This window comes from Nitrospira marina (assembly GCF_059568365.1).
Genome location: NZ_JCANTH010000001.1, coordinates 3,406,059 through 3,429,458, shown reverse-complemented (window position 1 = coordinate 3,429,458; position 23,400 = coordinate 3,406,059). Strand labels below are relative to the sequence as shown.

Genomic DNA, 23,400 nt, shown 5'->3' with positions numbered 1-23,400 from the left:
AGCCTGATGAAGGGAGCCAACGTGAGTTTATTGGATACGGTTTCGTTTCAGCATATCACGAGAATTTTAGAAGTGACGGATGAGTTGGATATTTCCCGGGAGGCAGTGGAAATTCCCCTGGCCCCGGCAAGTCCAGGGGTGGTTCGTCGGTTGTCCAATGGCAAGCTGGAAATTGTCGTTGATGCCGATCTGCCCTTCGATGATTGGGTACAGACACTGCCTGAAAAGATTCAGGCGGAAATGCCGGACGACGATTAAGTCCGATTAGTCAGAACCTGTAACCAAGAGGTAGGCAAAGGAGACCGTACTCATGGCTGTGCGTGATCGGGAGTGGCCTGGGTATACCATTTGGTACTGTTGTCGGGAATGTGGCCGCTTGTGGACGTATCAAGGGTCAGATGTTGTGGCGCTGGACCTCTGCAGTTCATTGGGACCGGCCATGGTCGGGGACGGCGTCCACGGACGAATGTGTGCAATTTGTGAAGGGCGATGCCACGCCCCGTCGGCTGAAATTTGACGACCGTGATCGTGTCTTAAAGACAAGCGTTTGGTCTCACCGACCCCACGCTTTCCCTGACTCATTTACTGAGAACCAACCGCAACGGGTTGTCCCTTCATGTCTGTCTCGCCTGACTGTTTCGTGGTTTTTTCCACTGACCATTCATGGGGCGTAATCTTTAAGAGATGCCCTTTGAGCGTATAGAATTCGCCTTCCGGTATTTCCACCTGATCCGTGCCAGTCACATTAATGGCCAGCACCCGTTTCTTGTCTCCTCTATTGGATAAAATTATGCCGTTCTCCAACCGTTCCAGTTGATAGGCTCCTTGTTCGTTGATGACCAGGGAATTGGCTTCGATCTTTGCGTGCATTTTTCCAACTTTATCGAAAATGGCAAAATTGACTCGAACAGGGGTTCCTCCGGTTTTTCGGAGCTGCATTTCAATTTGCGGGAGTCCGTCAATTTCTACAATTCCATTGGAATTGCGGTACCAATGCGGTCCGACTTTCACATCCATGCCCACCATGCCTCCTTTGTTCTTCAGTGAATAGACTCAAAACTGACCCGTATTGTACTGACCGGATCAGCCTGGTGGCTAGAGGAAATGTTTCTTGGGGAGTGTTGAAAATACGTGTTGCACCTTGGAATGCTTTTAGGGATGCGTATTGGCCGCTTTGCCCCTGCTCACATGCTCCTCCGTGCGCTCCGTTCGTCCAAGCGGGCTGCAGCTTTTTTCGAGAAGCTTCAGGACAGGGCTGAACGCGCCTTCCTTCTGCCAGGCCAGGCTCAGGACAAGCTTTGAGCGCTCCTTGAGACGGTGAGGGGGCTTGGGACGTGTGGGAGAGAATGTCGAGGGGTCGTCACGCGTAACTGGAGTTAGGACTTATCCTTGATTCGATTCAGGATGAGGGCAATGCATCCACCCAAGAGGCCTCCCCCAAAGATCGGCGGTCCCAATTCGACTAGTTTAATTTCCCATATAGGTTCGTTAGCCAGCATTAGATCGCGAATCCCGCCTTGAATCATGATGACAGCCAGGGCCATGAGAGCGCCAATCATGAACCACCATCGAAACACTTTAAACGAATCCATGAAATGTCCTTATGCCAGAATGGGTCGATCTAATGTTCGGTACTGAATCGCTTCGGCGACATGTGTGGATGAAATCATAACCGATTCTCCTAAGTCGGCAATAGTTCGGGCCACACGTAAAATCCGACCATAGGCCCGTGCGGACAATCCCAGGCGGGTGACGGCTTGATCCAATAAAGCGTTTCCGGCTTGATCCAGTTGGCAATACTTTTTGAGCAAGCGAGGCTTGAGCTGTGCATTGTTTAGGGTCTGCTCAGCGCGGTAACGGCCGATTTGACGATGTCGTGCCTGGACCACTCGTTGACGAATGGCTGAAGAGGCTTCACCGGTTACCCTGCCCGATAGTTCTTTGACCGGGACTGCGGGGACTTCGATGTGGATATCCAGCCGATCAAGGAGTGGGCCGGACAGACGGCTTCGATACCGTTGAATGTGATAGGGCGTACACACGCATTCATGGGTGGGGTCTCCGCAATATCCACATGGGCAGGGATTCATCGCGACGATCAACATAAGTTTGGCGGGAAAGGTGAAGCTGGCCTGTGCGCGGGTTAGCGTGACGGTTCCATTTTCCAGTGGCTGGCGTAAGCTATCTAAGAGCGACCGCTTAAATTCCAAGGCTTCATCTAAAAAAAGGACGCCATGATGTGCCAGAGAGACTTCTCCGGGACGGGGGATGGATCCTCCTCCAACGAGGCCGGCTTCTGAAATGGTGTGATGGGGGGCACGAAAGGGGCGATTGGCGAGGAGGGCCGCATGAGGTGGAAGGTTTCCCGCTACACTGTGGACCTGACTGGCTTCCAAACATTCCTGAAAGCTCATGGGTGGAAGAATACCTGTTAACCGTTGGGCTAACATGGTTTTTCCTGATCCTGGCGGACCCACCATGAGAAGATTGTGCCCGCCAGCCGCAGCCACCTCCAGGGCACGTTTGGCCTGATATTGTCCCACCACATCGGCAAAGTCTTCCTCAGTGGAGGAGAGTCCGGGTTGCACGAGGGGAAAGAAATTTTTTGCAGGAAGGAGAGTGAGCGCCCCCTGGAGAAATTCCACCACCTGAGGGAGGGTCGAGACGCCAAACACGGTGGCGTGGTCGACCACGGCAGCCTGCGAAGCATTGTCGTGAGGCAGGATCAATGAAAAGGGATGATGGGTGGCAATAGCCATGGACAGTGCCCCCGGAACCGCTTTGATTCTGCCATCCAGTGCCAGTTCTCCAACAAAAATATAGGAGGTGACGGCGTCTTGTGACAGGACCCCTTCGGCTACCAAAATACCGATGGCAATCCCCAACTCAAGACCTGCCCCTTCCTTTTTTAATCCGGCTGGCGCCAAATTGACGGTGATTTTTTTTGCAGGAAAATGAAACCCCGTGTTTTTGAGTGCGGATCGAACCCGGTCCCGGCTTTCACGAACGGTCGCATCGGGTAGCCCCACGATGGAAAATTGTGGAAGGCCTCCACCAATATCCACCTCAATTTCAATGAGATTGGCTTCTAATCCCACCAATCCCACACTTTGTATTTTGGCTAACATGCTTGTCTTATCTATTCGATTTCGACGTGTGGTGTCTGTGCATCACGAATCCTAGGTCACGTTTTTTTTGGAAACTTCAACCAAATCATTTGGCGGATTCGGCCTGCTGGCTGCTGAGGGTTCCTGCCGTCCATAAGGGTTCAGTGATATCGGCCTTGTGTGATGGACTCATGCATGGGGCTTCTGAAACTTTGCACTGTGAGGGAGTGCTTATGGAGAAGATACGGGCGATGAAAGAGCGGGGAGTTTCGTTGCAGGGGTAAGAGACGGTGAATTCGGAGGGGATGGAAGTACAGGACTTGGTCCCTCCGTGGAAAGGGTTGGTCCATTCTCAGGGATCTGAACCGAATCCAATATGTCTTTGAGTTCCTTGCTTTCAATGTTGTCTAACGTTTCGGTGTTCGGGGAGGGAGCAGTTGAGTCCTGTAAGGATTGCGGTCCCTTGGGGGAAAGCGCTGAAGACTGGTCAGATTGTGACGCGGGTTTCTCCGTGACTGTGGGGACAGGTCTTTGCCCCGTTGCTGGAGGATTTGTTGTCGACGCCGGTGTCGTGACCGGAGTAACCGGTTTTTTGGAAGATGGTGGATTGGCCATGTTGGGATGGCCTTGGGATGGCGCGGAGTTTGGTTGACCCGAAACCTGGGTGCCTTCAGATATGTGTTGCGGGCTCGGGTTCAGAGATTGTGTATTTGTGTGTTCAGGAGGAGAAGGCAATGGTGTTTCAGGGTGGTGTGATGCATCAGGTTTCAAGGAGTGATCCTCCCCCACCGTTGTCGGCGCTGGGGGTGTCGGGGTTGCCCGGTTTGAGTTATCACTCTTTGGTGTGTCGCTGGTGTTCACGTGTGGCACTTCTGTCGTTAAGGTATTGGAAGAAATTGGGCTGTCAGGAGGTATGGTCGACAATGAGTCTATTGGTGGAACGACAGGAGCCGGTTCGTTGAGGAGTGGCTGCTTGTGGACCCTGGGTTGATTCGATGCCAGAAAAGGGATGCCGAGCTGTTCCTTATATATATAACCCATGGTGCCACCAATAAAGAGAAGCAAGGTGATTCCAATCGTTACGCCTGTTTTTTTTCTCGTCTTGGCTCGGTGTATTCCTTGATAGTCGGTAGAGTGTTTCGGCCGGGTCACGGCAGGCGGTTGGTTTGGAGGGTGTACTGATACTGGTGCCTGTGGTGGAAGGCTCGGTGTCTCTATCTTGGCTGTTTGGATGTCTGGTGTTGGTTGAGGTTCTGCAGGGGCCGCTGGCGGCTTCAAAACTTCAGGGGCAAATTTTGCCAATTGCTGATTCAAAATGGTGAGAACATGGGTGGCATCTTGAAGTCGCTGTGAGGACTGATTACGGGTCATTTGGCGGATAAGCTCACAGATGGCTTTCGGGACATGGTCCGGGAAGTCAAACACCGGGTCAGCCTGGTCGAAAGCTAGTTTTCCCATAATCGATGTTTTCGGGAGACCTGAATAGGGCACTCGCGTGGTGAGCATGTCGTACATCATGAATCCCAAACAGTATAAATCACTGCCGATGGACAGAAGTTCGCTTTTGGCAGTTTCGGGGAGCAAGTAGGGTAATGGTCTAAGTAACTCAGCGTCACAGTTTTTCAGGATGTCCATCAGGATCCAAGATAGTCCGAGGTCCATGACTTTGATCTGGCCTTGAGGGCCGACCAGGACGTGCCCCGGATGGAGTGTACCGTGAATGATGCCTTGAAAGTGGATATGAACTAACACTTCTGCAATTTCACGAGCCAGCAAGAGCATTTTTTCGACTGAAAGAGGCCCTTCATTCTCAATGAGGTGTTGAAGACTGGGAGCGTCAAAAAATTCCATGCAGACGACAGGGGTGCCGTCCTGCTCTTCCACTTTGAAGATTTTAATGAGATTGGGGTGTTCTAATCGAAGGAGCGATTTGGCTTTTTCGATAAAGGCTTTTCCACGAATGAGCCGACCATTGATATGGGTGTGATACACCTTAATCGCCATTTCCTGCCGAAGTTCGAGATCATACCCATAGTAAATGGTTCCGGTTTGGCCTTTGGCAATTTCTCCCTGTATTTCAATTTTTCCAGGCAACAGTTGTGTAGTCATACAAAAAAACCTAACTCTTTAAAGAAAATTTGTGATGAATGAGTACGTCTGGTGGTCGTGGCGCATTGAAACGAAGGCACCCCTATCAATCATTCAATGCGGAAATCTCGGAGCCATGGAATTCCTGCTCATCTTGTCGGAATACCGTTTGATTTTCTTGAATGGAGGGGATTATTGATCTCTTGGGGGTTGGGAATGCAGGACGTAAAGGGAGGGGCATTTCTCAGGATCAGCTGGCAGGCATAAGAAGAGCACAGGGGGCAATCCATCTTCAGAGAACCTTAAGGGTTGTTCCTACCTTCCGTAATGCTCTGAGGGCAGTCTCGAGATGCTCAAGGGAATGATCGGCTGTCACCGTGATGCGGAGGCGGCTGGTTCCTTTAGGGACCGTTGGGGGGCGGACAGCCGGAATCCACACGCCCTCTGCCCGTAAATGTTGGCTCATCTGGACCCCGATTTCCGGGTCGTTCACCATGATCGGGAGAATAGGGCTCTGAGTGTCGGTCAGTTGGAATCCCATGGTCACTAAGCCATGATGCAAAAACTCTCGATTGTGCCAGAGCAACTTTCTGCGTTGGGGTTCTTGCCGGATGATTGCTAGCGCTGCGCTCGCTGCGGCGGCAATGGCGGGTGGTGGGGCGGTGGTATAGATAAATGAGCGTGCGGTATTAACCAGGTAGGCCACGAAATCTTTCGGCCCGGCGATAAACCCGCCACTGCATCCAAGGGCTTTACTGAGCGTGCCCATCTGCAGGATGTGGCGGGAGTCTAATCCAAAATGTTCCACCGTGCCTCGTCCGGTTGCGCCCATGACCCCAGTGCCATGCGCATCATCAATGAGCAGGGTGGCACCATACTCTCCTGCCAATCTGGCTATCTCGGGTAGCGGAGCCACATCTCCATCCATACTAAACACCCCTTCAGTCAGAATGAGCGTCGAAGTCCGGGAGCGTGTTTTTGCCAGAAGGCGCTTGAGATGGCTGACGTCGTTATGATGGAAGACGCGTAGTGTTGCCCGGCTGAGGCGGCAACCATCGATCAGGCTGGCATGGCATAACCGATCCGCCAAAATCAGGCTATCTGCCGTGGCAAGATTCGGGATGACTCCTATATTGGTGGCATAACCTGAAGAAAAGGTGAGAGCCGCCTCTGTTCCCTTAAAACTGGCTAATTCACCTTCTAAAACCTGATGAGGCGTGAGGTTGCCGGAAATTAACCGTGAGGCTCCAGATCCTAGTCCAAATTTTTCGATGGCTTTTATGGCGGCATCTTTTATCTGTGGATGGTTGGCCAGCCCAAGATAATTATTGGATGCAAAAAGAAGGACTTTCCGCCCTTCCATTGAAATGACCGGAGCCGAGGGGGAGTTGATGAGAGATAACTCCCTCAACAGGTGTTGTTGCGCTAGGGCCTGGAGGTCTTCTTTGAACATTGAGGGGGCCACAGGATTTTGGAATATTACCTATAGAATCTATCGTCCACAGGTATTTCGTAATGCGATCAACCCTGTTACAATAAATATTGACTTGAAAAAACCATAATGATTACAATGGTTTATTTATACAGACTATAAATTTAACACAAACGGGGAATATTTTTTGTTGGAGAAATTATTGAGGGGTTTTCCCGGGACGATGTGGTTCACCAGGTTTGGTCCGTCGTCAAATTAACCAGAGGGTGAGAATCATGAAAATCACTGGTGCAGAAATCTTCTTAGAAGCATTAAAGCGTGAGGGCGTGAAAACCATGTTTGCCTTACCAGGCGGAGTGGTTCTCAAAATATTCGATGTCTTGCACCAGCAAAAAGATATTCGGGTAATTCTGACACGACATGAGCAAGGTGCCGGGTTTATGGCCGTCGGATACGCGAAAGCTATGGGCAAACCCGGTGTGGCACTGATTACCTCCGGCCCCGGCATGACAAATGTTATCACGTCTCTTGCGGACGCGTACATGGATTCAGTTCCCATAGTCGTTTTTTCAGGACAGGTTCCGACAGCCTTAATCGGCAACGATGCCTTTCAAGAGGCCGACAACATCGGTCTCAGTCGTCCGTGCACCAAATACAATTTCCTGGTCAAGGACGTGAAAGATTTAGCACAAACGATTAAGGAGGCGTTTTACATTGCCACTACTGGTCGCCCTGGCCCGGTTTTAGTCGATATACCTAAAGATATTTCCCTCGATAAAGCGGACTTTCATTACCCGACCTCTGTTTCCATTCGCGGGTATAATCCCACGTACGACGGAAGTCGGTGGAAAATTAAGCAAGCGGCTGACGCGATCATGAAAGCCAAGCGTCCAATTTTATATGTGGGTGGAGGAGTCGTGTTATCCGGGGCCTCTCCCGAGGTGAAAGAGCTGGCCGAGCTGACGCAAATTCCCGTGGATATGACGTTGATGGCGCTTGGGGCATTTCCCGGAAACCATCCACTCTCACTGGGCATGCTGGGCATGCATGGAACCTATGTCGCGAATATGGCCATGCATTATTCTGACCTGGTTATTGCCGTTGGGGCACGATTTGATGATCGGGTGACGGGCAAGGTTTCAGAGTTTTGTCCCGATGCGAAAATTATTCACATTGATATTGATCCGACCTCTATTCGGAAAAATATTCAGGTAGACATTCCTATTGTCGGTGACTGTAAGCGAGTGCTCATCGAATTGAATAATATTCTTCGCGCCACGGTGAATGGGAATCAAAAAGAGCAAAGGAAACCCTGGTGGGATCAACTGAATGCCTGGAGGCAAGCACACCCTCTGCGTTATGATCAAGATCCTGACGGACAAATTAAGCCACAATTTCTTATTGATCGCCTGTATCAACTGACGAGCGATCGAAATCCTATTTTGGCCACAGATGTGGGTCAACACCAGATGTGGTCCGCGCAATATTTTAAATTACAAAATCCTCAATCCTGGTTAACATCAGGGGGACTGGGGACCATGGGTTTTGGATTGCCGGCCGCTATGGGTGCGCAAGCTGCGTTTCCGGATCGACTGGTTTTGTGTGTCGCCGGTGATGGCAGTATTCAAATGAATACCCAAGAATTGGCGACTGCAGTCGTCGAGCAACTACCGGTTAAAGTTTTTATTATTAATAACCGGTTCCATGGCATGGTTCGGCAGTGGCAGGATTTGTTTTATGAGGGCCGGTATGCGTCAAGTTACCTGGGGACCGTTCCTGATTTTGTGAAATTAGCGGAAGCCTATGGGGCTGCTGGTATTCGAATTGAAAAGGTTTCGGAAATGGATAGCGGGATTCGTGAAGCGCTTTCCATTAAGGGCCCGGTCGTGATTGACGTCCCGACCTACCAGTTTGAAAATTGTTATCCCATGATTCCGGCCGGAGGCTGTAATCACGAAATGTTATTAGCAGATCCCCCGGACTTAAAAAAGCCGAATGCCATGCAAAAAGTTGGTACTCAGGCGGATTCGGATTCTGTCATCACAGCTTAGAGTACAACCATAAAAGGGTGTTATGGAACACATTATTTCATTGACGGTAGAGAATAAATTCGGATCTTTGTCCCGAATAGCAGGCCTCTTCAGTGGGCGTGGGTTTAATATCGAAAGTTTGTCAGTTGCCCCGACGCTGGATCCCTCTGTGTCCATGATGACCTTGGTCACCAAAGGGGATGATCCGATTATCGAACAAATCCTGAAGCAGCTGAACAAACTCATTGATGTGATTAAAGTTGTTGATATTAGCGAAAGCGAGTTTGTTGAACGAGAAACTGCGCTAATTAAGGTTCATACCCGGCCAGAGGATCGAGCTGAAGCTCTTCGCATTGCAGATATTTTTCGAGCTAATGTTCTGGATTCCTCTCCTACCAGCTACACCATTGAAGTCACTGGAGATGTGAGGAAAGTCCAGGCGATCATCAATCTCCTGCAGCCACTTGGCATTAAAGAGCTGGTACGAACCGGCAGGATTGCCATTGGGCGCGAACCGACACGCTCGACACAAACCCAATCCCGACCGCTTGCGAAAGCGAATTAATCAGGCCAACCAACACCTGCCTTTAGACTGAGGGAATCCGTCCACCCTGATCGACGGAACGACTAAGGACTATTTTATCTTTATGAGGAGTGCATGATGAAAATTTATTATGAAAAAGACGCAGATCGACAGATTTTAGCCAAAAAAACTGTGGCCGTAGTGGGTTTCGGTAGCCAAGGTCATGCTCATGCCTTAAACATGCGGGATAGTGGTCTTCAAGTGGTCGTGGGTTGCCGGGAAGGTTCGTCATGGAACAAGGCGGAAGCGGCTGGGTTGAAAGTCATGCCGACGGCGGATGCGGTGAAAGGTGCCGATGTGGTGATGCTGTTAGCTCCAGATGAAGCCCAAGCCGCCATTTACAATAAAGATATTGGTCCAAACTTGAAACAGGGAGCTTATCTGGCCTTTGGGCACGGGTTTAATATCCATTTTGGGCAAATTCAACCTGCCAGCCACGTGAATGTGTTTATGGTGGCTCCCAAGGGTCCAGGGCATCTGGTCAGGTCGGAATATACGAAGGGGACGGGCGTACCGTGCTTGTTAGCCATTCACCAGGATCCCGGCGGTCAGACAACGAAGGTCGGATTGGCCTATGCTTGTGCGATTGGCGGAGCCAGAGCGGGTGTCATTGAGACATCCTTTCGAGAAGAGACGGAAACGGATCTTTTTGGGGAACAGGCGGTCTTATGTGGAGGGCTTACCTCTTTGATTCAGGCAGGATTTGAAACCTTGGTTGAAGCCGGTTATTCGCCTGAAATGGCCTATTTCGAATGTTTACATGAAGTAAAGCTCATCGTGGATCTGATCTATCAGGGTGGCATTGCCAATATGCGCTATTCTATTAGCACGACGGCCAAATATGGCGATGTGACACGAGGGCCACGTGTGGTAACCGATGAGACGAAGAAAGTGATGAAAGAGATTTTGGGAGAGATCCAAAGCGGTCGATTCGCCAGAGAGTGGGTGCTGGAAAATCAAGCGAACCGGCCCGTGTATAACGCGCTCTTGAAAAAGGGAGAGGACCACCCGATTGAAGAGGTCGGTTCACGGTTGCGAGGGATGATGCCATGGCTGCAAAAAGATCAGCTTGTGGATAAACAGAAAAATTGATGAGAAGGTTGCGGGACGTGAGACCCATTCCCAATGGCTGATCAGGCAAAAGGGATTCCTGTTGCCAAAGAAGGCATCCCCTTTATCGCAGGGGGTGGGGTTCTGACGCTTGGGTGTTGGGCGGCCGGATCGGTCTGGCTCACTTGCCTGATGGGATCGTTAACCCTTTTTACTACCTGGTTTTTTAGAAACCCGGCCAGAACGATTCCTCAGGGGAAAAACCTCATTGTGTCTCCAGGGGATGGGACGGTCGTAGCGGTAGAAGAGGAATTCGAGCACCGGTTTCTCAAAGAACCCAGTATCAGAATCAGCATTTTTTTAAATGTATTCAATGTCCATATTAATCGAATGCCGGCTGCAGGCGTGCTACAGGATGTCGTCTATGGTCCCGGGAAGTTTTTAGTAGCCAGTCGTCCGGAGGCATCAGCGGAAAATGAGCAAAATGCGTTGATGCTCAGGCGTTTCGATGGGAAAAAAATATTGTGCGTCCAAATTGCCGGGTTAATTGCCAGACGAATTGTCTGTTGGGTCGCCCCTGGTGAACAGGTTGAGGCAGGCGAACGGTTTGGACTTATTCGGTTTGGATCTCGGATGGATTTGTATCTTCCTCACGATAGTGCCATTCAAGTCAAGGTTGGCGAGAAGGTAAAAGGAGGATCGTCCATCGTGGCGGAGTTGCTATGCGTGGAGCCTTCATGAAACAGCCAAAAAAACGACGGGTCGTCTATTTAATTCCCAATCTGCTGACCACGGGAAATCTCTTTAGTGGCCTAGCCTCTATCCTGTTTGTCTTTGGAGGTGATTATGGATCTGCGGCCATTGCGATCCTTGTGGCTATCGTATTTGACGTATTGGATGGGACGTCAGCCCGTCTGATGAAAAGTACGAGTGACTTTGGGTTGCAATATGATTCGTTGGCAGATGTCGTGGCTTTCGGCGTGGCTCCGGGCTTGCTGATGTATTCGTGGGCGCTGAGTGCTCCGAAGATGTTGGGCGCGGCGGTGATGTTTGCCTTTGTCGCATGTGGTGCCCTGCGTTTGGCCAGGCATAATGTTTTGGCGACAACAGGTGGAGACGGCAAGCCCTTTACCGGGCTTCCTATTCCCGGGGCAGCAGGGGTAATGGCCACGTTGGTAATTTTTGATCAGCATGTTGCGCCGTTAGGGGAGAAGGTGAAGCCTATTCTTGGGATTATCTTGACCCTGGTGCTGGCGTTTCTCATGGTGAGTACTTTTCGTTATCGTAGTCTGAAAGAATTGAAAACGCAGGAACACCACCACTTTAATTATTTGGTGTATGCAGTCCTCATTCTCATGGCGGTCTTAGCGTATCCACAGGCGATGCTTTTTGTCGTGTTTGCAGCCTATGCGCTTTCGGGCGTATTGGAGCAAGGATGGAAGCTGGTGGCAGGTATGATGGGGAAAAAGCCGGGGGAAGAGGTTAGGCCGGATGGACTCCATAAATGAATGAACCGCCATGCAGAGGAGAAGGGGCGTTAGATGAAGACCAAATGTGGGGGTAATGAGCCATGACACGGATGATTCGAATTTTTGATACCACCTTGCGGGATGGAGAGCAATCTCCAGGCGCGAGCATGAACATCGAAGAAAAAATCCTCGTGGCGAAGCAATTAGCCCGGTTGAATGTAGATATTATCGAAGCCGGTTTTGCATTCAGTTCTCCTGGTGATTTTGAAGCGATTCACCGTATTGCCCAGGAAGTGGAAGGTCCGGTCATTTGCAGTCTGGCCCGGGCGAAACCGGAAGATATTGACCGGGCTTGGGAGGCACTCAAAGGCGCACCAAAATGCCGAATCCATACGTTTTTGTCTTCTTCGGATATCCACCTAAAACATCAATTTCGCATGACCAGGGACGAAGCCCTTAAGAGGGCAGTGGAGATGGTTCGCCATGCCCGGGGTTATGTTGAGGATGTGGAATATTCTCCCATGGATGCCACCCGTTCCGATTTGACCTATCTCTGTGAAGTGGTGGAAGCCGTAGTGGAGGCTGGAGCGGGAACGGTGAACATTCCGGATACGGTGGGGTATACGACTCCCGAGGAGTTTGGAAGGATTATTCGGACATTAAGAGAGCGAGTCCGGGGGATGGAGGCGGCCATTATTTCCGTCCATTGCCATAACGACTTGGGATTGGCTGTGGCAAATTCCATGGCCGCCATATATGCGGGAGCAGGCCAGGTGGAATGTACGATTAACGGGATTGGTGAACGAGCCGGCAATGCGTCGTTAGAAGAAATCGCGATGGGACTCCGTACGCGTACCGATTTTTACCAGTCCGATACCAACATACGCACGGAGGAAATCTCCAAAGCCAGTCGGTTGGTCAGTAATATTACTGGAATGGTGGTTCAGCCCAATAAAGCGATTGTGGGTGCCAATGCCTTTGCGCATACGTCCGGTATTCATCAGGACGGGTTGCTCAAAGACAAAAGTACTTATGAGATCATGCGACCGGAATCAGTCGGATTAACCCAAAGTCGGTTGGTGATGGGCAAACTGTCTGGTCGGCATGCCTTTCGTGAAGAACTGGCGAATCTGGGGTACACCCTTTCTGATCAGGAATTGCAAGAGGCTTTTGAACGCTTTAAACATCTGGCGGATCAAAAGAAGGAATTATTTGAAGAAGATCTGGAGACAATCGTCAATAAAGCAATTACCAAAGTTCCTGAGCGCTATGCCTTAAAGGGGTTGCATGTGGAAAGTGGCCTGGATCAACGCCCGTCCGCGATGGTGGAATTGATGATGGATGGGCGAATCGCGAAACTGACGGGTACGGGTGATGGGCCGGTGGATGCGGTGTACCGGACCATTGCGGCCTTGACTGAAACGAAAAGTCTTCTTCGTGCCTATATCGTGAAAGCGATTACAGGTGGTACCGATGCCCAGGGAGAAGTGTCGGTCCGCGTCGAGGAAAATAGTGAAACCGTTACCGGTCACGGATCAGATACGGATATTATTCTTGCTTCTGCACAGGCCTATCTCAATGCGCTCAATAAATTGGCGGATTTGTCGGAACGGCATGCCAGAGCCGGACAAAAAATCGGGTTGTGTTGAAGAACGCGTTCCCTTCATTTAATGTAATGCAGAGCCACTGATCTCCTGCCATTTCCTTCGCCCATAGGTGTGTGCTTTCTCTCAGACCGTTTAGGGTGCGCGTTTATCGCCAGAATCAAACCAAAGATGTTCATCATATTATTGGGGGAATCATGAAGAAACGGATTGCCGTATTGCCGGGTGATGGAATCGGACCTGAAATCATGCCACAAGCAATTCGGGTTCTCGAGGCCATTGGTCAGAAGTGTGGGCATCAATTTACCTTTACTTATGGGCAGGTTGGCGGGGAGGCGATTGACGCGACAGGCCTTCCATTGCCGGCCGAGACCCTGAAATTGGCTCAATCGAGTGATGCCGTCCTCTTGGGAGCTGTGGGCGGCCCGAAGTGGGAAGGCCTTGAGTATGAGCGTCGGCCGGAGCGAGCTTTACTCGGGTTGCGAGAGCAGCTTGGGCTTTTTGCTAACCTCCGACCGGCAAAAATGTATTCCGCATTGGTAGGGGCGTCCAGCCTCAAGCCTGAAGTCGTGGCGGGTATTGATATTCTGGTTGTTCGTGAATTGACCGGTGGGATTTATTTTGGCAAACCGAAAGGCATTGAACGAACGGCGACAGGACATCGGGGATTCAATACGGAAGTTTACACGACGGAGGAAATCCGAAGGATCGCGGAAGTGGCCTTTCAGGCGGCCCGGAAACGGCGTGGCCTTGTTCACTCAATCGATAAGGCCAACGTGCTGGAGTCGTCCGAGCTCTGGCGGCGAGAAGTGATCAAGGTGCATAAAGACTTTCAAGATGTGGAATTGCGTCACATGTATGTAGATAACTGTGCTATGCAGCTCGTTCGCTATCCCAAGCAATTCGACGTGGTGGTGACGACCAATTTGTTTGGGGATATTTTGAGTGATGAAGCGGCGATGCTGACCGGGTCGATAGGCATGCTCCCTTCTGCCAGCGTCGGAGCGACAGTGGGGATGTTTGAACCTATCCATGGAAGCGCTCCGGATATTGCCGGAAAAAACGTCGCCAATCCTATTGGCACCATTTCCTCCGCAGCCATGATGTTGAGCTATTCGTTCGAATTGACGGACGAAGCCGAGATGATTGAATCGGCTATCCAGAAGACTCTTGAGCAGGGATACCGCACGAAAGATATTGAGAGTCACGGGTGTACGCTGGTTGGAACCTCAGAAATGGGCGATCACATCGTAACGCAGTTAGGACACTAATTAGATGATTGGTCAAGGACAGAGTGGTCAGATTCTTACGATAGCGGGAACCGGGGAGCCCGGGTATGAGGGCGATGGACAGCTGGGGACTCAAGCGGTTCTGAATGAACCCAAAAGTGTGTGCTTTGACGCTGGAGGCAACCTCCTGATTGCCGATTCTGAAAATCATGTCATTCGCCGTTTGCGACATTCGACCGGTGTCATCGAAACGATAGCCGGGTGCATGGTCATGCGACGCGCCGGAGGAGAAAATCCCCAGTCTCCGACACCATCTCCAACTTCTAACGTCGGGGATGAGATTGATCCTCTTGCGGATGTGGATGAGATTCCGGGTCAGGCCTACTCTCAAACGCCTGATTTGAGTGGAACGGTGCGCTACATAGTTGGAAAGGGTGTGGGCAAAGATCGGTTTGCGGGAGATGGGGCCCTGGCCACAAAAGCACAATTAAATTTTCCCTCTGCCGTCGCTGTTGATGCGGCAGGCAATATCTTTATTGCCGACACATGGAACCATCGCATTCGGCGTGTAGATTCCAAAACGGGGATGATCCAGACCGTGGCTGGGACCGGCCAGGCAAAGTGGACGGGGGACGGCGGTCCCGGCGCTTCCGCTTCCTTGAATGAACCGGTGGCATTAGTTTTGGATGGTACGCGACTCTATATTGCCGATCAGAGTAACAATCGTATCCGTATGCTGGATTTGGAATCGGGTGTCATTACAACCATCGCAGGAACCGGAGAGTCCGGATATACCGGGGATGGCATGCCTGGGATTGAGTCTGCGCTTGCGGGACCAAGCGGGTTGGCACTTGATCGCCATGGAAATCTCTATATTGCCGATACCTTTAATGGCCGTATTCGCATGCTTGACCACCGCACGGGGATTCTGTCCACGGTGGCGGGGGATGGTGCCGAATTTCGCTACGAGCGTGGGGCGAATGAACAATCTCAGGCGTTGGCCAGGCCTTATGGCATCGCGATAACACCACAAGGCCATGTGCTTATCACGGATTCCGATCATCACTTAATCCGGAAGTGGGATGCCGCCAATAAAGAAATGACTCTGGTCGCCGGCAATGGCCAACCGACATGGGCTGGTGATGGAGGCCCGTCTTCGGATAGTAGCCTCAGTTATCCGTTTGGTGTGGCTGTTGACGCCTTGGGCAATATTGCCATTGCCGATACCTTTAATCACCGCATCCGCTATATTCCTGTCTAAGAAGAGTCCAGGAGGCCGTCACGGGGGTGCCAGAATTTTCGGATTCGGGCTTTGGCTGGAATGCTCTCCCGCTACGGGCTTCCCTTTCGTCATTTTTGAGTCAAGGATTTTGAACTGATAGGATGTGTGTAAGATTGAATGCCATCCGTGTTTTTCTTGAGGGAGTGAGTCTGACATGATAAAGAAAAAATCGGCCTATACGGTCGCTGTGGTGGGAGCAACCGGTGCCGTGGGTACGGAAATGATCCAGGTCCTGGAAGAACGGGAGTTTCCTGTTGAGGAATTAGTCCCGCTGGCCTCGGCACGGTCCGAAGGCAATGAGGTGATGTTTCGCGGTCAAACCCTTCCCGTCAAGGTGCTGGAGCACAACTCCTTCGAGGGTGTGGATGTGGCCTTGTTTTCGGCAGGAGCCGGTGTTAGCAAAGAATTCGGTCCGATGGCTGTCAAAGCCGGAGCCGTGGTGGTGGACAATAGTTCCGCATGGAGGATGGACCCCAACGTACCACTCGTGGTGCCTGAGGTGAATATCCATGCTCTTTCGGGACATCAGGGGCTGATTGCCAATCCCAATTGTTCCACCATTCAAATGGTGGTGGCTTTGAAGCCGCTGCATGATGCAGTCCAAATCAAACGGATTATTGTCACGACATTTCAATCCGTGTCCGGAACCGGGAAGGATGCGATGGAAGAATTGGTTGATCAGTCCCGGCAACTACTCAGTTTTGGAGAAGCCAAAGTGTCGGTCTATCCGCATCAAATTGCCTTTAATTGTTTGCCGCATATTGATGATTTTTTACCAAACGGGTACACCAAAGAAGAAATGAAAATGGTCAACGAAACCCGGAAAATTCTGGGTGAATCGTTGTTGCCGATTACGGCAACGACGGTCAGGGTCCCGGTCTTTATCTGCCATGCGGAATCCGTGAATATTGAAACCGAGCAAAAGCTGAGCGCCAATGACGCACGAGCTATACTGTCTGCCGCTCCGGGCATTCAGGTCTACGATGATCCCAGTCGCAATTTGTATCCTCTGCCGATCGATGTGGTGGGAACTGATGCGGTATTTGTGGGGCGGGTAAGGGAAGATGAATCGGTGACGCATGGATTGAATCTGTGGATTGTGGCGGATAATTTGCGAAAAGGTGCCGCGCTCAACGCTGTACAAATCGCCGAGGAACTTATCCGGTAATGCGTGAGAGTCGACATGATGAGTGGAGTGGGGAAAGCCCTGATGCTGTTGGGGACTATCCTTCTGGTGCTGGGGGGAATATTTTGGGCCTTGGGGAAATGGTCCGACGGTGAGGGCGGCTTGGGCTGGCTTGGGCGGTTACCCGGCGATTTTATCATCAAGCGGGATCATGTGACGTTTTACTTTCCTCTTGCGACCAGTCTCATCCTCAGTGTGGTCGGAAGTGTGATTTTTTATCTTTTCTTCCGGCGGTAGGCAAGAGTTATGGCATGTGTGACACGTCGCTTAGGCCTAGGTCTACTCCTTGTGAGTTGGGTCATTTTGTATTCTCCGGTCGTTTGGGCGAATGAACCGGTTATTCGCGTGGGTCTTGCCCAGGCTGCCCAGGTTCTTTCCATTCAATCTGCGGATTCGTTTTCCCTCCTCCTGCCATCCGGGAAAAGATTTCATGCTTCAGGTCAAGTGACTATTCGAAGGCAAGGCGCTGGTCTTCTTCTCAATGACCGTGTCGTGACGGAGTCGAGTCTGCGAGTTGAAGGATCAACAGGCACCTATCAGGTACGAGTGGAGACGAAGAACGGAAAGGCTGCCATCGGCAATTCACGGCCGGAATGGGTGGTTCGCGGCCCGCTTGAAATTCGATTGGACCCATCCGGATTAACCTTAATTAACTGGGTTGACCTTGAATCGTATGTCGCAGGCGTAGTTTCGGGTGAAGTTGGGGCCAAGTGGCCCTTGGAGGCGCTGAAAGCACAAGCCGTTGCTGCCAGAACCTATGTGTTGTACAAAAAAGTTGAAAACCAATTGCAATCCTTCGATGTCGTCGCCGGTGTGCAAGATCAAGTCTATCATGGCCATTCCGTACAAGCTGAATCCGTGCTTCAGGCCGTTGCTGCCACCAGAGGTCAAGTGGTGACATATGAAAATCGCCCCATCTTTGCAGCTTATTCGTCGACAGCGGCTGGTCCAACCGAAGATGCGTTGTATGTGTGGGCCTTGGACCTTCCCTATCTCAAAGGTGTCGACTGCCCGTTTGACGAGCAAGCTCCACGATATGATTGGCGTACATCATTTACGTTCGACTTTCTTGAGCAGCAACTGCTCAAAGAGGGATATGACGTTGGCAACATCGCGACATTTACGCCCTATACCTTTACGCCATCGGGTCGTGTTGATCGTGTGCGCCTGCTCCATTCTCGTGGAGAAATTATTCTGCGTGGGCAAGACTTGCGACGAGTAGTGGGATACTCCAAAATTTTCAGCACCCAATTTTCCATCGAATCATTGGGTCAGGAAGTGGTCGTGGTGGGTCATGGGGCGGGACATGCCGTAGGGATGTGTCAGTGGGGTATGCGCGAGATGGCCGAATTAGGGTATGACTACCAATCGATTATCCGACATTATTACCCCCACACCACACTTCTTCCGATTGACCGTGTGCTTCTCACTGCTATCGACTAATTCTTTTACCTTCTTTTCTTGCCTGGTCATGGATCTTTCCCAATTCAACTTTCCCTTTGACCAGACCCTGGTTGCCAAATATCCGGTTCATCCACGCGATCATGCCAGATTATTGGTGCTGACCCGATCTACTGGAGACATTACCGATCGGCAAGTCAAAGACCTCCCAAATTTATTACGACCTGGGGATTTGCTCGTGGTGAACAATACCAAAGTCATTCCGGCTCGCCTCTGGGCGAAGAAGGTCCCAAGTGGGGGCCGGGTGGAATTGCTGTTTGTCAAAGAAATCGGTACAGAACATGCTGAAGTCCTCATTCAGGGAAAAGTTGGAGTCGGACAGATTGTGGAATGTGAGGGGTCTGCCCGCGCGCAGGTCGTGGAAAAAGAGCCTGGTCGAACCGTGATTCATTGGCTTGGCCCGGGTGCATTGCGGGCATGGTTACTATCCCATGGAGAAATCCCCCTTCCTCCGTACTTGAAACGCCAACCCGTTTCACGCGATCAAGAGGATTATCAAACCGTCTTTGCCAAAGTAGAAGGGGCTATTGCCGCGCCAACCGCCGGATTGCATTTTACGCCACAATTGATCACGCAACTGGCAGAGAAGGGAATCGGGACGACCACGGTTACCCTGCATGTTGGACCTGGAACTTTCCAACCGGTCAAGGCAACGGACATCACCCGCCACATTATGCATCCGGAATGGTTCGAGGTGTCAGGGGAGACCGCGGAGAGGATTCGTGAGGTTCGGAAGCGGGGCGGGAGAATTGTCGCTGTCGGGACGACCGTGGCACGAAGTCTTGAGTCAGCTCTAGATGACACCGGCGAGCTCAGGCCCTGTTCAGGAGAGACCCGCCTCTTTATCCGGCCGGGATTCAAGTTCCGGGTCATTGATGGGCTCCTGACTAATTTCCATTTCCCTGAAACGACACTTTTGATGTTAGTTGCAGCGTTTGCGGGATTAGAGGAGGCCAGGAAGGCGTATGTCCATGCAGTGTGTGAGCGCTATCGGTTCTATAGCTATGGGGATGCCATGCTTATTCTTGAATAATGGCGATGGCAGAAGTAGGGAATAATTTGGAAGTCGTTTTTTCTGGAAAGACCACCTCACGTATGGCCAAGGTCTCATGTTGTGGAGCCAAGAGGAAGGGTCTGTGCCTACGTAACATGCATGGGTGGCTCAGTGACGGATTCCAAACAGATGAGAGTGTCAGGGTAAAGCCGGAGATTCTTTCTTACAGCAGTTCCTCGTAAATCGTAACGTCTCCACGAGCTCGAAGAGCCGTCTGGACGGCCTGCATGGCTCGTTGTTTCTTTTGCATGAGGAATTGAAGGCGAATCTGTTCTAAGACGTTGGGGTCAGGTTCGGCCCCATCAAGCGTTTGACGGTCAGCGAGTTCTTTGACTTCTTTCATTTCCGTCGGGGTGAGTGTTGTGGCTTCAGAGACAAGGAGTCTCGCCTTTTCGGCCAGCAATTCGTTCCGGCGTTGCTCCTCATATTGATGAGGTTTCATCCGGTTGGCTGCTAGGAGTCGCTGGTAATATTCTGTATCGAAGACCCCATCTTTTTGGAAGTCCTTTTGGCTCACAATGGCATCGTGGAGTTCTTGAGCCGAGACAGCTAAATTCATTTCATCCGCCAGTAATTGCCAGGATTTTGTGGTGATCAACCCCTCGAGAGCGAGTTGCTTAATGGTTTCTTCTTTTACGTCTTCTTGTTTGAGTTGGTCGCGATAAAATCGGAAATAGCCTTGCTTCGTCCTGAGATATTCATCCTTGGTGACTTTATAGGGACCGACGGTTGCCACCGCGTTGCCTTGAGTGGACTCGTACCCATACCAACCCATGCCGATGACAAAGGTGACAGCAATGAGCAAAATAACCGCCTTGATAAGCCACGGCGAACCCTCGCGTATAATTCGAATCATGCGTCCTGTCTCCTCGAAATTTCTTGGATGACCATGATGAAATTTTAAGGGCCGGTAACGGGAAAGGCAAGTATGCAGGTCGTCCTAATTCAGTTCTTTACATCGGTAAGGCGGCATGGTAAAGCAACGGGCCGGAGAATGAGAAATATGACTAGGGGAGTCGTCCTGCATGCCGTATGAAGACGTCCTGGAAAAGGCTGTCTTTGATTTGCAGGAGAAAGAGACGTGGAGAGGCGATCATGGGCGCCATGAGAAATCAATGGCAGCTATCCGGAGTGGTCTCAATCATTATGGGCGTGGTCAAAAGAAAGATCGGTAAAAACACATGAGTGAGGTTCGAGTTCGTTTTGCGCCAAGTCCGACTGGCTTCCTCCATATTGGTGGGGTGCGGACAGCATTGTTTAATTGGTTATTTGCGCGTCATGAGGGTGGAACCTTTATCCTCCGTATTGAGGACACCGATCGGGACCGGTCCACGGATAATGCTATTCAGGTCATTCTGGATGGCTTGAAATGGACCGGGTTGAATTGGGATGAGGGGCCTTTCCGTCAAACCGACCGCTTAGAGCTGTACCGCGACCGGGCGATGGATCTCTTGAATCGAAAGTTGGCCTACTGGTGCGTCTGTACGCCGGAGGAATTAGAGACGAGACGAAAAGAAGCCCAGGCTAAGGGCGAATCCATCAAATATGACGGGCGGTGTCGAAATCGAGGCATTTCCGACCCTGTCGAACCGGCGGCTCTTCGCTTTCTAACCCCGCAGGAAGGGCAGACAGTCGTCAATGATCTCATTAAAGGCCAGATTGTGTTTGATAACACGGTCATGGACGACCTCATCATCCTCAGATCCAATGGATATCCCACCTATAATTTTTCGGTGGTGGTGGATGATGGACTTATGAACATTTCCCATGTCATTCGGGGGGATGATCATGTCAACAACACCCCGCGACAGGTCCCGCTCTTTTCAGCTCTGAGGTTTCCGGTGCCTCAATTTGCTCACCTGCCCATGATTTTGGGGTCTGATAAAACGCGTCTGTCCAAACGTCATGGAGCCACATCGGTGTTGGCCTATAAAGAGATGGGGTATCTGCCGGAAGCGCTCATCAATTATCTGGTCCGTCTGGGATGGTCCCATGGAGATCAGGAAATTTTCTCCATTCAGGAAATGATCGAGTTTTTCGATTTTAAGCAGGTGCAGGCCTCGGCAGCCGTCTTTAATCCTGAAAAATTACGCTGGGTCAATGCGCAGTACATTAGAAACAGCGACCCTAAGCAGGTGGCCGACGCTCTCTTGCCGTTTTTGCAAAGCGCAGGCTATGGCCAGGCTGCCTTGTCTAAAATTCCTGGAGGAGCAGAGGCCTTGATCCCGCCCTTGCGAGAGCGCTCGGAGACGCTATTGGATATTGTGCAAGGGGCTGAACCTTATCTGGCAGAGCCCATGACGATGGAGGAAGAGGCGGCGAACAAACATCTCACCCAGACGATCGCTCCGATTCTCAATGAATTTGCCGATCGGGTGGGGGTTGTTGAGGACTTTACCAAGGAGACTCTGGAGCCCATTCTTCATGGTCTTATTGAGCGTCATGGGCTCAAAATGGGCAAAGTGGCTCAACCGTTACGGGTGGCATTGACAGGCCGGACAGTCAGCCCCGGCATTTATGAGGTGATGGCGTTATTAGGAAAAGAGCGGTCACTTCAACGCATCCGTGCCGGGGTTAAACGAGTCATCACTGGCAATAACCAGCCTTCCTGATTTGTCTTGCTGCTTCGCTTGACTGCTTCTGAACAGTGAATTAAGCTCAGCCTAGGTTGGGGGATCGTCTAGCGGTAGGACGCCAGATTCTGGATCTGGCTGCCCAGGTTCGATCCCTGGTCCCCCAGCCAACTTCTTTCCTCTTCTGAATCAAAAGCTTCGCACTCCATCTCCAACTCCTCGTTTCTCTCTTCAATAGTTCTACTCCCAGTTTTACTCCCAGTTTCAACCAGACTACCCGCATTAACTGCCTCTTGGAGATACCCAGGAGAGAGGTGGCTATATCGCATGGTGGTGGTAATGTCCCGATGCCCTAAAATTTCTTTGACGGCGAAAAGATCCACACCGGCCATAATTCTGCGGCTGGCTGCCGTATGGCGCAGGGTGTGCCAACAGGCTCCGGTAATGCCTGCTTTTCTGAGGGCAGGGGTAAAATGTTTATTGACAAAAGTTTGGGCGTTTCGATGTTCCAAGGGTTTGAGAGGGCTTGGGAAGACCCATGGCGAAGCGTACAGACTATCAAGGCTACGCAGGATAGTCTTAGCCCCTTCACTAAGGGGGACATGCCGAGTTCTCCCACCCTTTGGCAACGGAAGTGTAATTACAGATGTTTCTAAGCAGACCTGATTCCACCGAAGGGAAAATTGTTCTTCCCGGCGTAACCCCGTTTCAATGGCCAGGGCCACGAGGTTCCAATCCTTTGGCTCCATCTGCTGTTGAATTTTGGTGAGTTCAATATCCGAGAAGTGGCGGGTACGTTTGGCTTCAGGGAAAAACTTAATTCCACTAACCGGATTCTTGGTTAATAGATCATCCCTCACGGCCAAACCCAGGACGTGCCGAAGGAAAGCAAACCGGCGGTTGATGGTCGCTGGTGCCAGTCGCCCGGTTCGCTGAGTTTGCGTTCCATTGAGCTTCACTTTCCCTCGTCTGGCTTTCAATTTGGATTGGGTCCGTCGAAGATCCTCAACGGAAATTTGAGAGAGTAGACGTTTTCCTATGAGCAACTTCCAAAACCGTCCATAGTGCCGTTCATTTTGAATATTTCGATTGGTGGACCCTTCCAAGTACCGATCAATCCAGGTTCGTAACGTCACATCTTTGGTTTGAGCATACTTCTCGGGGAAATAGATTCCTTCTCGAATCTCGGCTTTCAACCGGCCGTAGAGGGTCTTAGCCTGTGTTTTGTTGTCGGCTCGATACCAACGCTCAC

General features: G+C 51.1%; 22 protein-coding genes, 1 tRNA gene and 1 pseudogene. 17 read left to right on the top strand and 7 right to left on the bottom strand.

The window, feature by feature from the left end:
- Positions 1-6 precede the first annotated feature (6 nt).
- Both LX98_RS14645 and LX98_RS14640 read left to right on the top strand, forming a co-directional pair.
- A complete protein-coding gene (locus tag LX98_RS14645; protein ID WP_496429605.1) occupies positions 7-258 on the top strand; it encodes a hypothetical protein in 252 nt (83 codons plus the stop codon).
- 52 nt (positions 259-310) lie between these two features.
- On the top strand, positions 311-517 hold the full coding sequence (locus LX98_RS14640; RefSeq protein WP_496429604.1) for a hypothetical protein: 207 nt from the start codon (positions 311-313) through the stop codon (positions 515-517).
- Between the two features lie 65 nt (positions 518-582).
- Here the strand turns inward: LX98_RS14640 and LX98_RS14635 are convergent, their stop codons facing one another.
- The 5 genes from LX98_RS14635 to bioF form a co-directional block, all read right to left on the bottom strand.
- Entirely contained in the window at positions 583-1,017 is a 435-nt protein-coding gene (locus tag LX98_RS14635; RefSeq protein WP_312646726.1) for a hypothetical protein, read from the bottom strand.
- A gap of 359 nt (positions 1,018-1,376) precedes the next feature.
- Positions 1,377-1,592 carry a hypothetical protein gene (locus LX98_RS14630; protein WP_312744898.1) on the bottom strand — a complete coding sequence of 72 codons (216 nt, stop codon included), beginning with the start codon at positions 1,590-1,592 and terminating at the stop codon, positions 1,377-1,379.
- Between the two features lie 9 nt (positions 1,593-1,601).
- On the bottom strand, positions 1,602-3,128 hold the full coding sequence (locus LX98_RS14625) for a YifB family Mg chelatase-like AAA ATPase (protein ID WP_496429603.1): 1,527 nt from the start codon (positions 3,126-3,128) through the stop codon (positions 1,602-1,604).
- A 210-nt stretch (positions 3,129-3,338) separates the two neighbouring features.
- Positions 3,339-5,216, bottom strand: coding sequence for a protein kinase domain-containing protein (locus LX98_RS14620; RefSeq protein WP_496429602.1), 1,878 nt, complete (start codon positions 5,214-5,216; stop codon positions 3,339-3,341).
- 271 nt (positions 5,217-5,487) lie between these two features.
- The gene (gene bioF, locus LX98_RS14615) at positions 5,488-6,648 is read right to left on the bottom strand and encodes an 8-amino-7-oxononanoate synthase (protein WP_496429601.1); all 1,161 of its coding nucleotides are present in this window, start codon (positions 6,646-6,648) and stop codon (positions 5,488-5,490) included.
- Positions 6,649-6,902: 254 nt separating this feature from the next.
- Here bioF and ilvB point away from each other — a divergent pair, with 254 nt between their 5' ends.
- The 12 genes from ilvB to queA all read left to right on the top strand — a co-directional run bounded on the left by ilvB (position 6,903) and on the right by queA (position 19,554).
- The gene (ilvB, locus tag LX98_RS14610; protein ID WP_496429600.1) at positions 6,903-8,678 is read left to right on the top strand and encodes a biosynthetic-type acetolactate synthase large subunit; all 1,776 of its coding nucleotides are present in this window, start codon (positions 6,903-6,905) and stop codon (positions 8,676-8,678) included.
- Positions 8,679-8,700: 22 nt separating this feature from the next.
- Entirely contained in the window at positions 8,701-9,222 is a 522-nt protein-coding gene (gene ilvN / locus LX98_RS14605) for an acetolactate synthase small subunit (RefSeq protein WP_312646734.1), read from the top strand.
- Positions 9,223-9,318: 96 nt separating this feature from the next.
- A complete protein-coding gene (ilvC, locus tag LX98_RS14600; RefSeq protein WP_496430613.1) occupies positions 9,319-10,332 on the top strand; it encodes a ketol-acid reductoisomerase in 1,014 nt (337 codons plus the stop codon).
- 33 nt (positions 10,333-10,365) lie between these two features.
- Complete coding sequence (locus tag LX98_RS14595) at positions 10,366-11,031, top strand: phosphatidylserine decarboxylase family protein (protein WP_496429599.1); 666 nt, start codon at positions 10,366-10,368, stop codon at positions 11,029-11,031.
- Positions 11,028-11,798: a CDP-diacylglycerol--serine O-phosphatidyltransferase gene (pssA, locus tag LX98_RS14590; RefSeq protein WP_496429598.1), complete on the top strand. Its 771-nt coding sequence runs from the start codon at positions 11,028-11,030 to the stop codon at positions 11,796-11,798. The genes LX98_RS14595 and pssA overlap by 4 nt, the downstream gene beginning before the upstream one ends.
- 62 nt (positions 11,799-11,860) lie before the next feature.
- Entirely contained in the window at positions 11,861-13,408 is a 1,548-nt protein-coding gene (locus LX98_RS14585) for a 2-isopropylmalate synthase (protein WP_496429597.1), read from the top strand.
- 152 nt (positions 13,409-13,560) lie between these two features.
- Positions 13,561-14,634 (top strand): 3-isopropylmalate dehydrogenase, encoded by a 1,074-nt coding sequence (gene leuB / locus LX98_RS14580; RefSeq protein WP_496429596.1) that lies wholly within the window; start codon positions 13,561-13,563, stop codon positions 14,632-14,634.
- A gap of 4 nt (positions 14,635-14,638) precedes the next feature.
- Positions 14,639-15,853, top strand: coding sequence for an NHL domain-containing protein (locus LX98_RS14575; RefSeq protein WP_496429595.1), 1,215 nt, complete (start codon positions 14,639-14,641; stop codon positions 15,851-15,853).
- A gap of 175 nt (positions 15,854-16,028) precedes the next feature.
- Positions 16,029-17,042 (top strand): aspartate-semialdehyde dehydrogenase, encoded by a 1,014-nt coding sequence (locus LX98_RS14570; protein WP_496429594.1) that lies wholly within the window; start codon positions 16,029-16,031, stop codon positions 17,040-17,042.
- A gap of 15 nt (positions 17,043-17,057) precedes the next feature.
- Positions 17,058-17,297 (top strand): DUF2905 family protein, encoded by a 240-nt coding sequence (locus LX98_RS14565; RefSeq protein ID WP_496429593.1) that lies wholly within the window; start codon positions 17,058-17,060, stop codon positions 17,295-17,297.
- A 9-nt stretch (positions 17,298-17,306) separates the two neighbouring features.
- Positions 17,307-18,503 (top strand): SpoIID/LytB domain-containing protein, encoded by a 1,197-nt coding sequence (locus LX98_RS14560; protein ID WP_496429592.1) that lies wholly within the window; start codon positions 17,307-17,309, stop codon positions 18,501-18,503.
- Positions 18,418-19,554 carry a tRNA preQ1(34) S-adenosylmethionine ribosyltransferase-isomerase QueA gene (gene queA / locus LX98_RS14555; RefSeq protein WP_496429591.1) on the top strand — a complete coding sequence of 379 codons (1,137 nt, stop codon included), beginning with the start codon at positions 18,418-18,420 and terminating at the stop codon, positions 19,552-19,554. The genes LX98_RS14560 and queA overlap by 86 nt, the downstream gene beginning before the upstream one ends.
- Positions 19,555-19,738: 184 nt before the next feature.
- On the opposite strand, the gene LX98_RS14550 is transcribed toward queA, so the two are convergent.
- Positions 19,739-20,431, bottom strand: coding sequence for a SurA N-terminal domain-containing protein (locus tag LX98_RS14550; RefSeq protein WP_496429590.1), 693 nt, complete (start codon positions 20,429-20,431; stop codon positions 19,739-19,741).
- 169 nt (positions 20,432-20,600) lie between these two features.
- Between LX98_RS14550 and LX98_RS14545 the strand changes: the two genes are divergently transcribed.
- The 3 genes from LX98_RS14545 (at position 20,601) to LX98_RS14535 (ending at position 22,318) form a co-directional block, all read left to right on the top strand.
- Positions 20,601-20,750 carry a hypothetical protein gene (locus LX98_RS14545; RefSeq protein ID WP_496429589.1) on the top strand — a complete coding sequence of 50 codons (150 nt, stop codon included), beginning with the start codon at positions 20,601-20,603 and terminating at the stop codon, positions 20,748-20,750.
- Positions 20,751-20,756: 6 nt separating this feature from the next.
- Entirely contained in the window at positions 20,757-22,187 is a 1,431-nt protein-coding gene (gene gltX / locus LX98_RS14540) for a glutamate--tRNA ligase (protein WP_496429588.1), read from the top strand.
- Positions 22,188-22,244: 57 nt separating this feature from the next.
- Positions 22,245-22,318, top strand: a tRNA-Gln gene (locus LX98_RS14535).
- Positions 22,319-22,468: 150 nt separating this feature from the next.
- Here the strand turns inward: LX98_RS14535 and LX98_RS14530 are convergent.
- A pseudogene (locus LX98_RS14530) lies at positions 22,469-22,897 on the bottom strand (site-specific integrase); the annotation flags it as partial.
- Positions 22,898-23,400 lie beyond the last annotated feature (503 nt).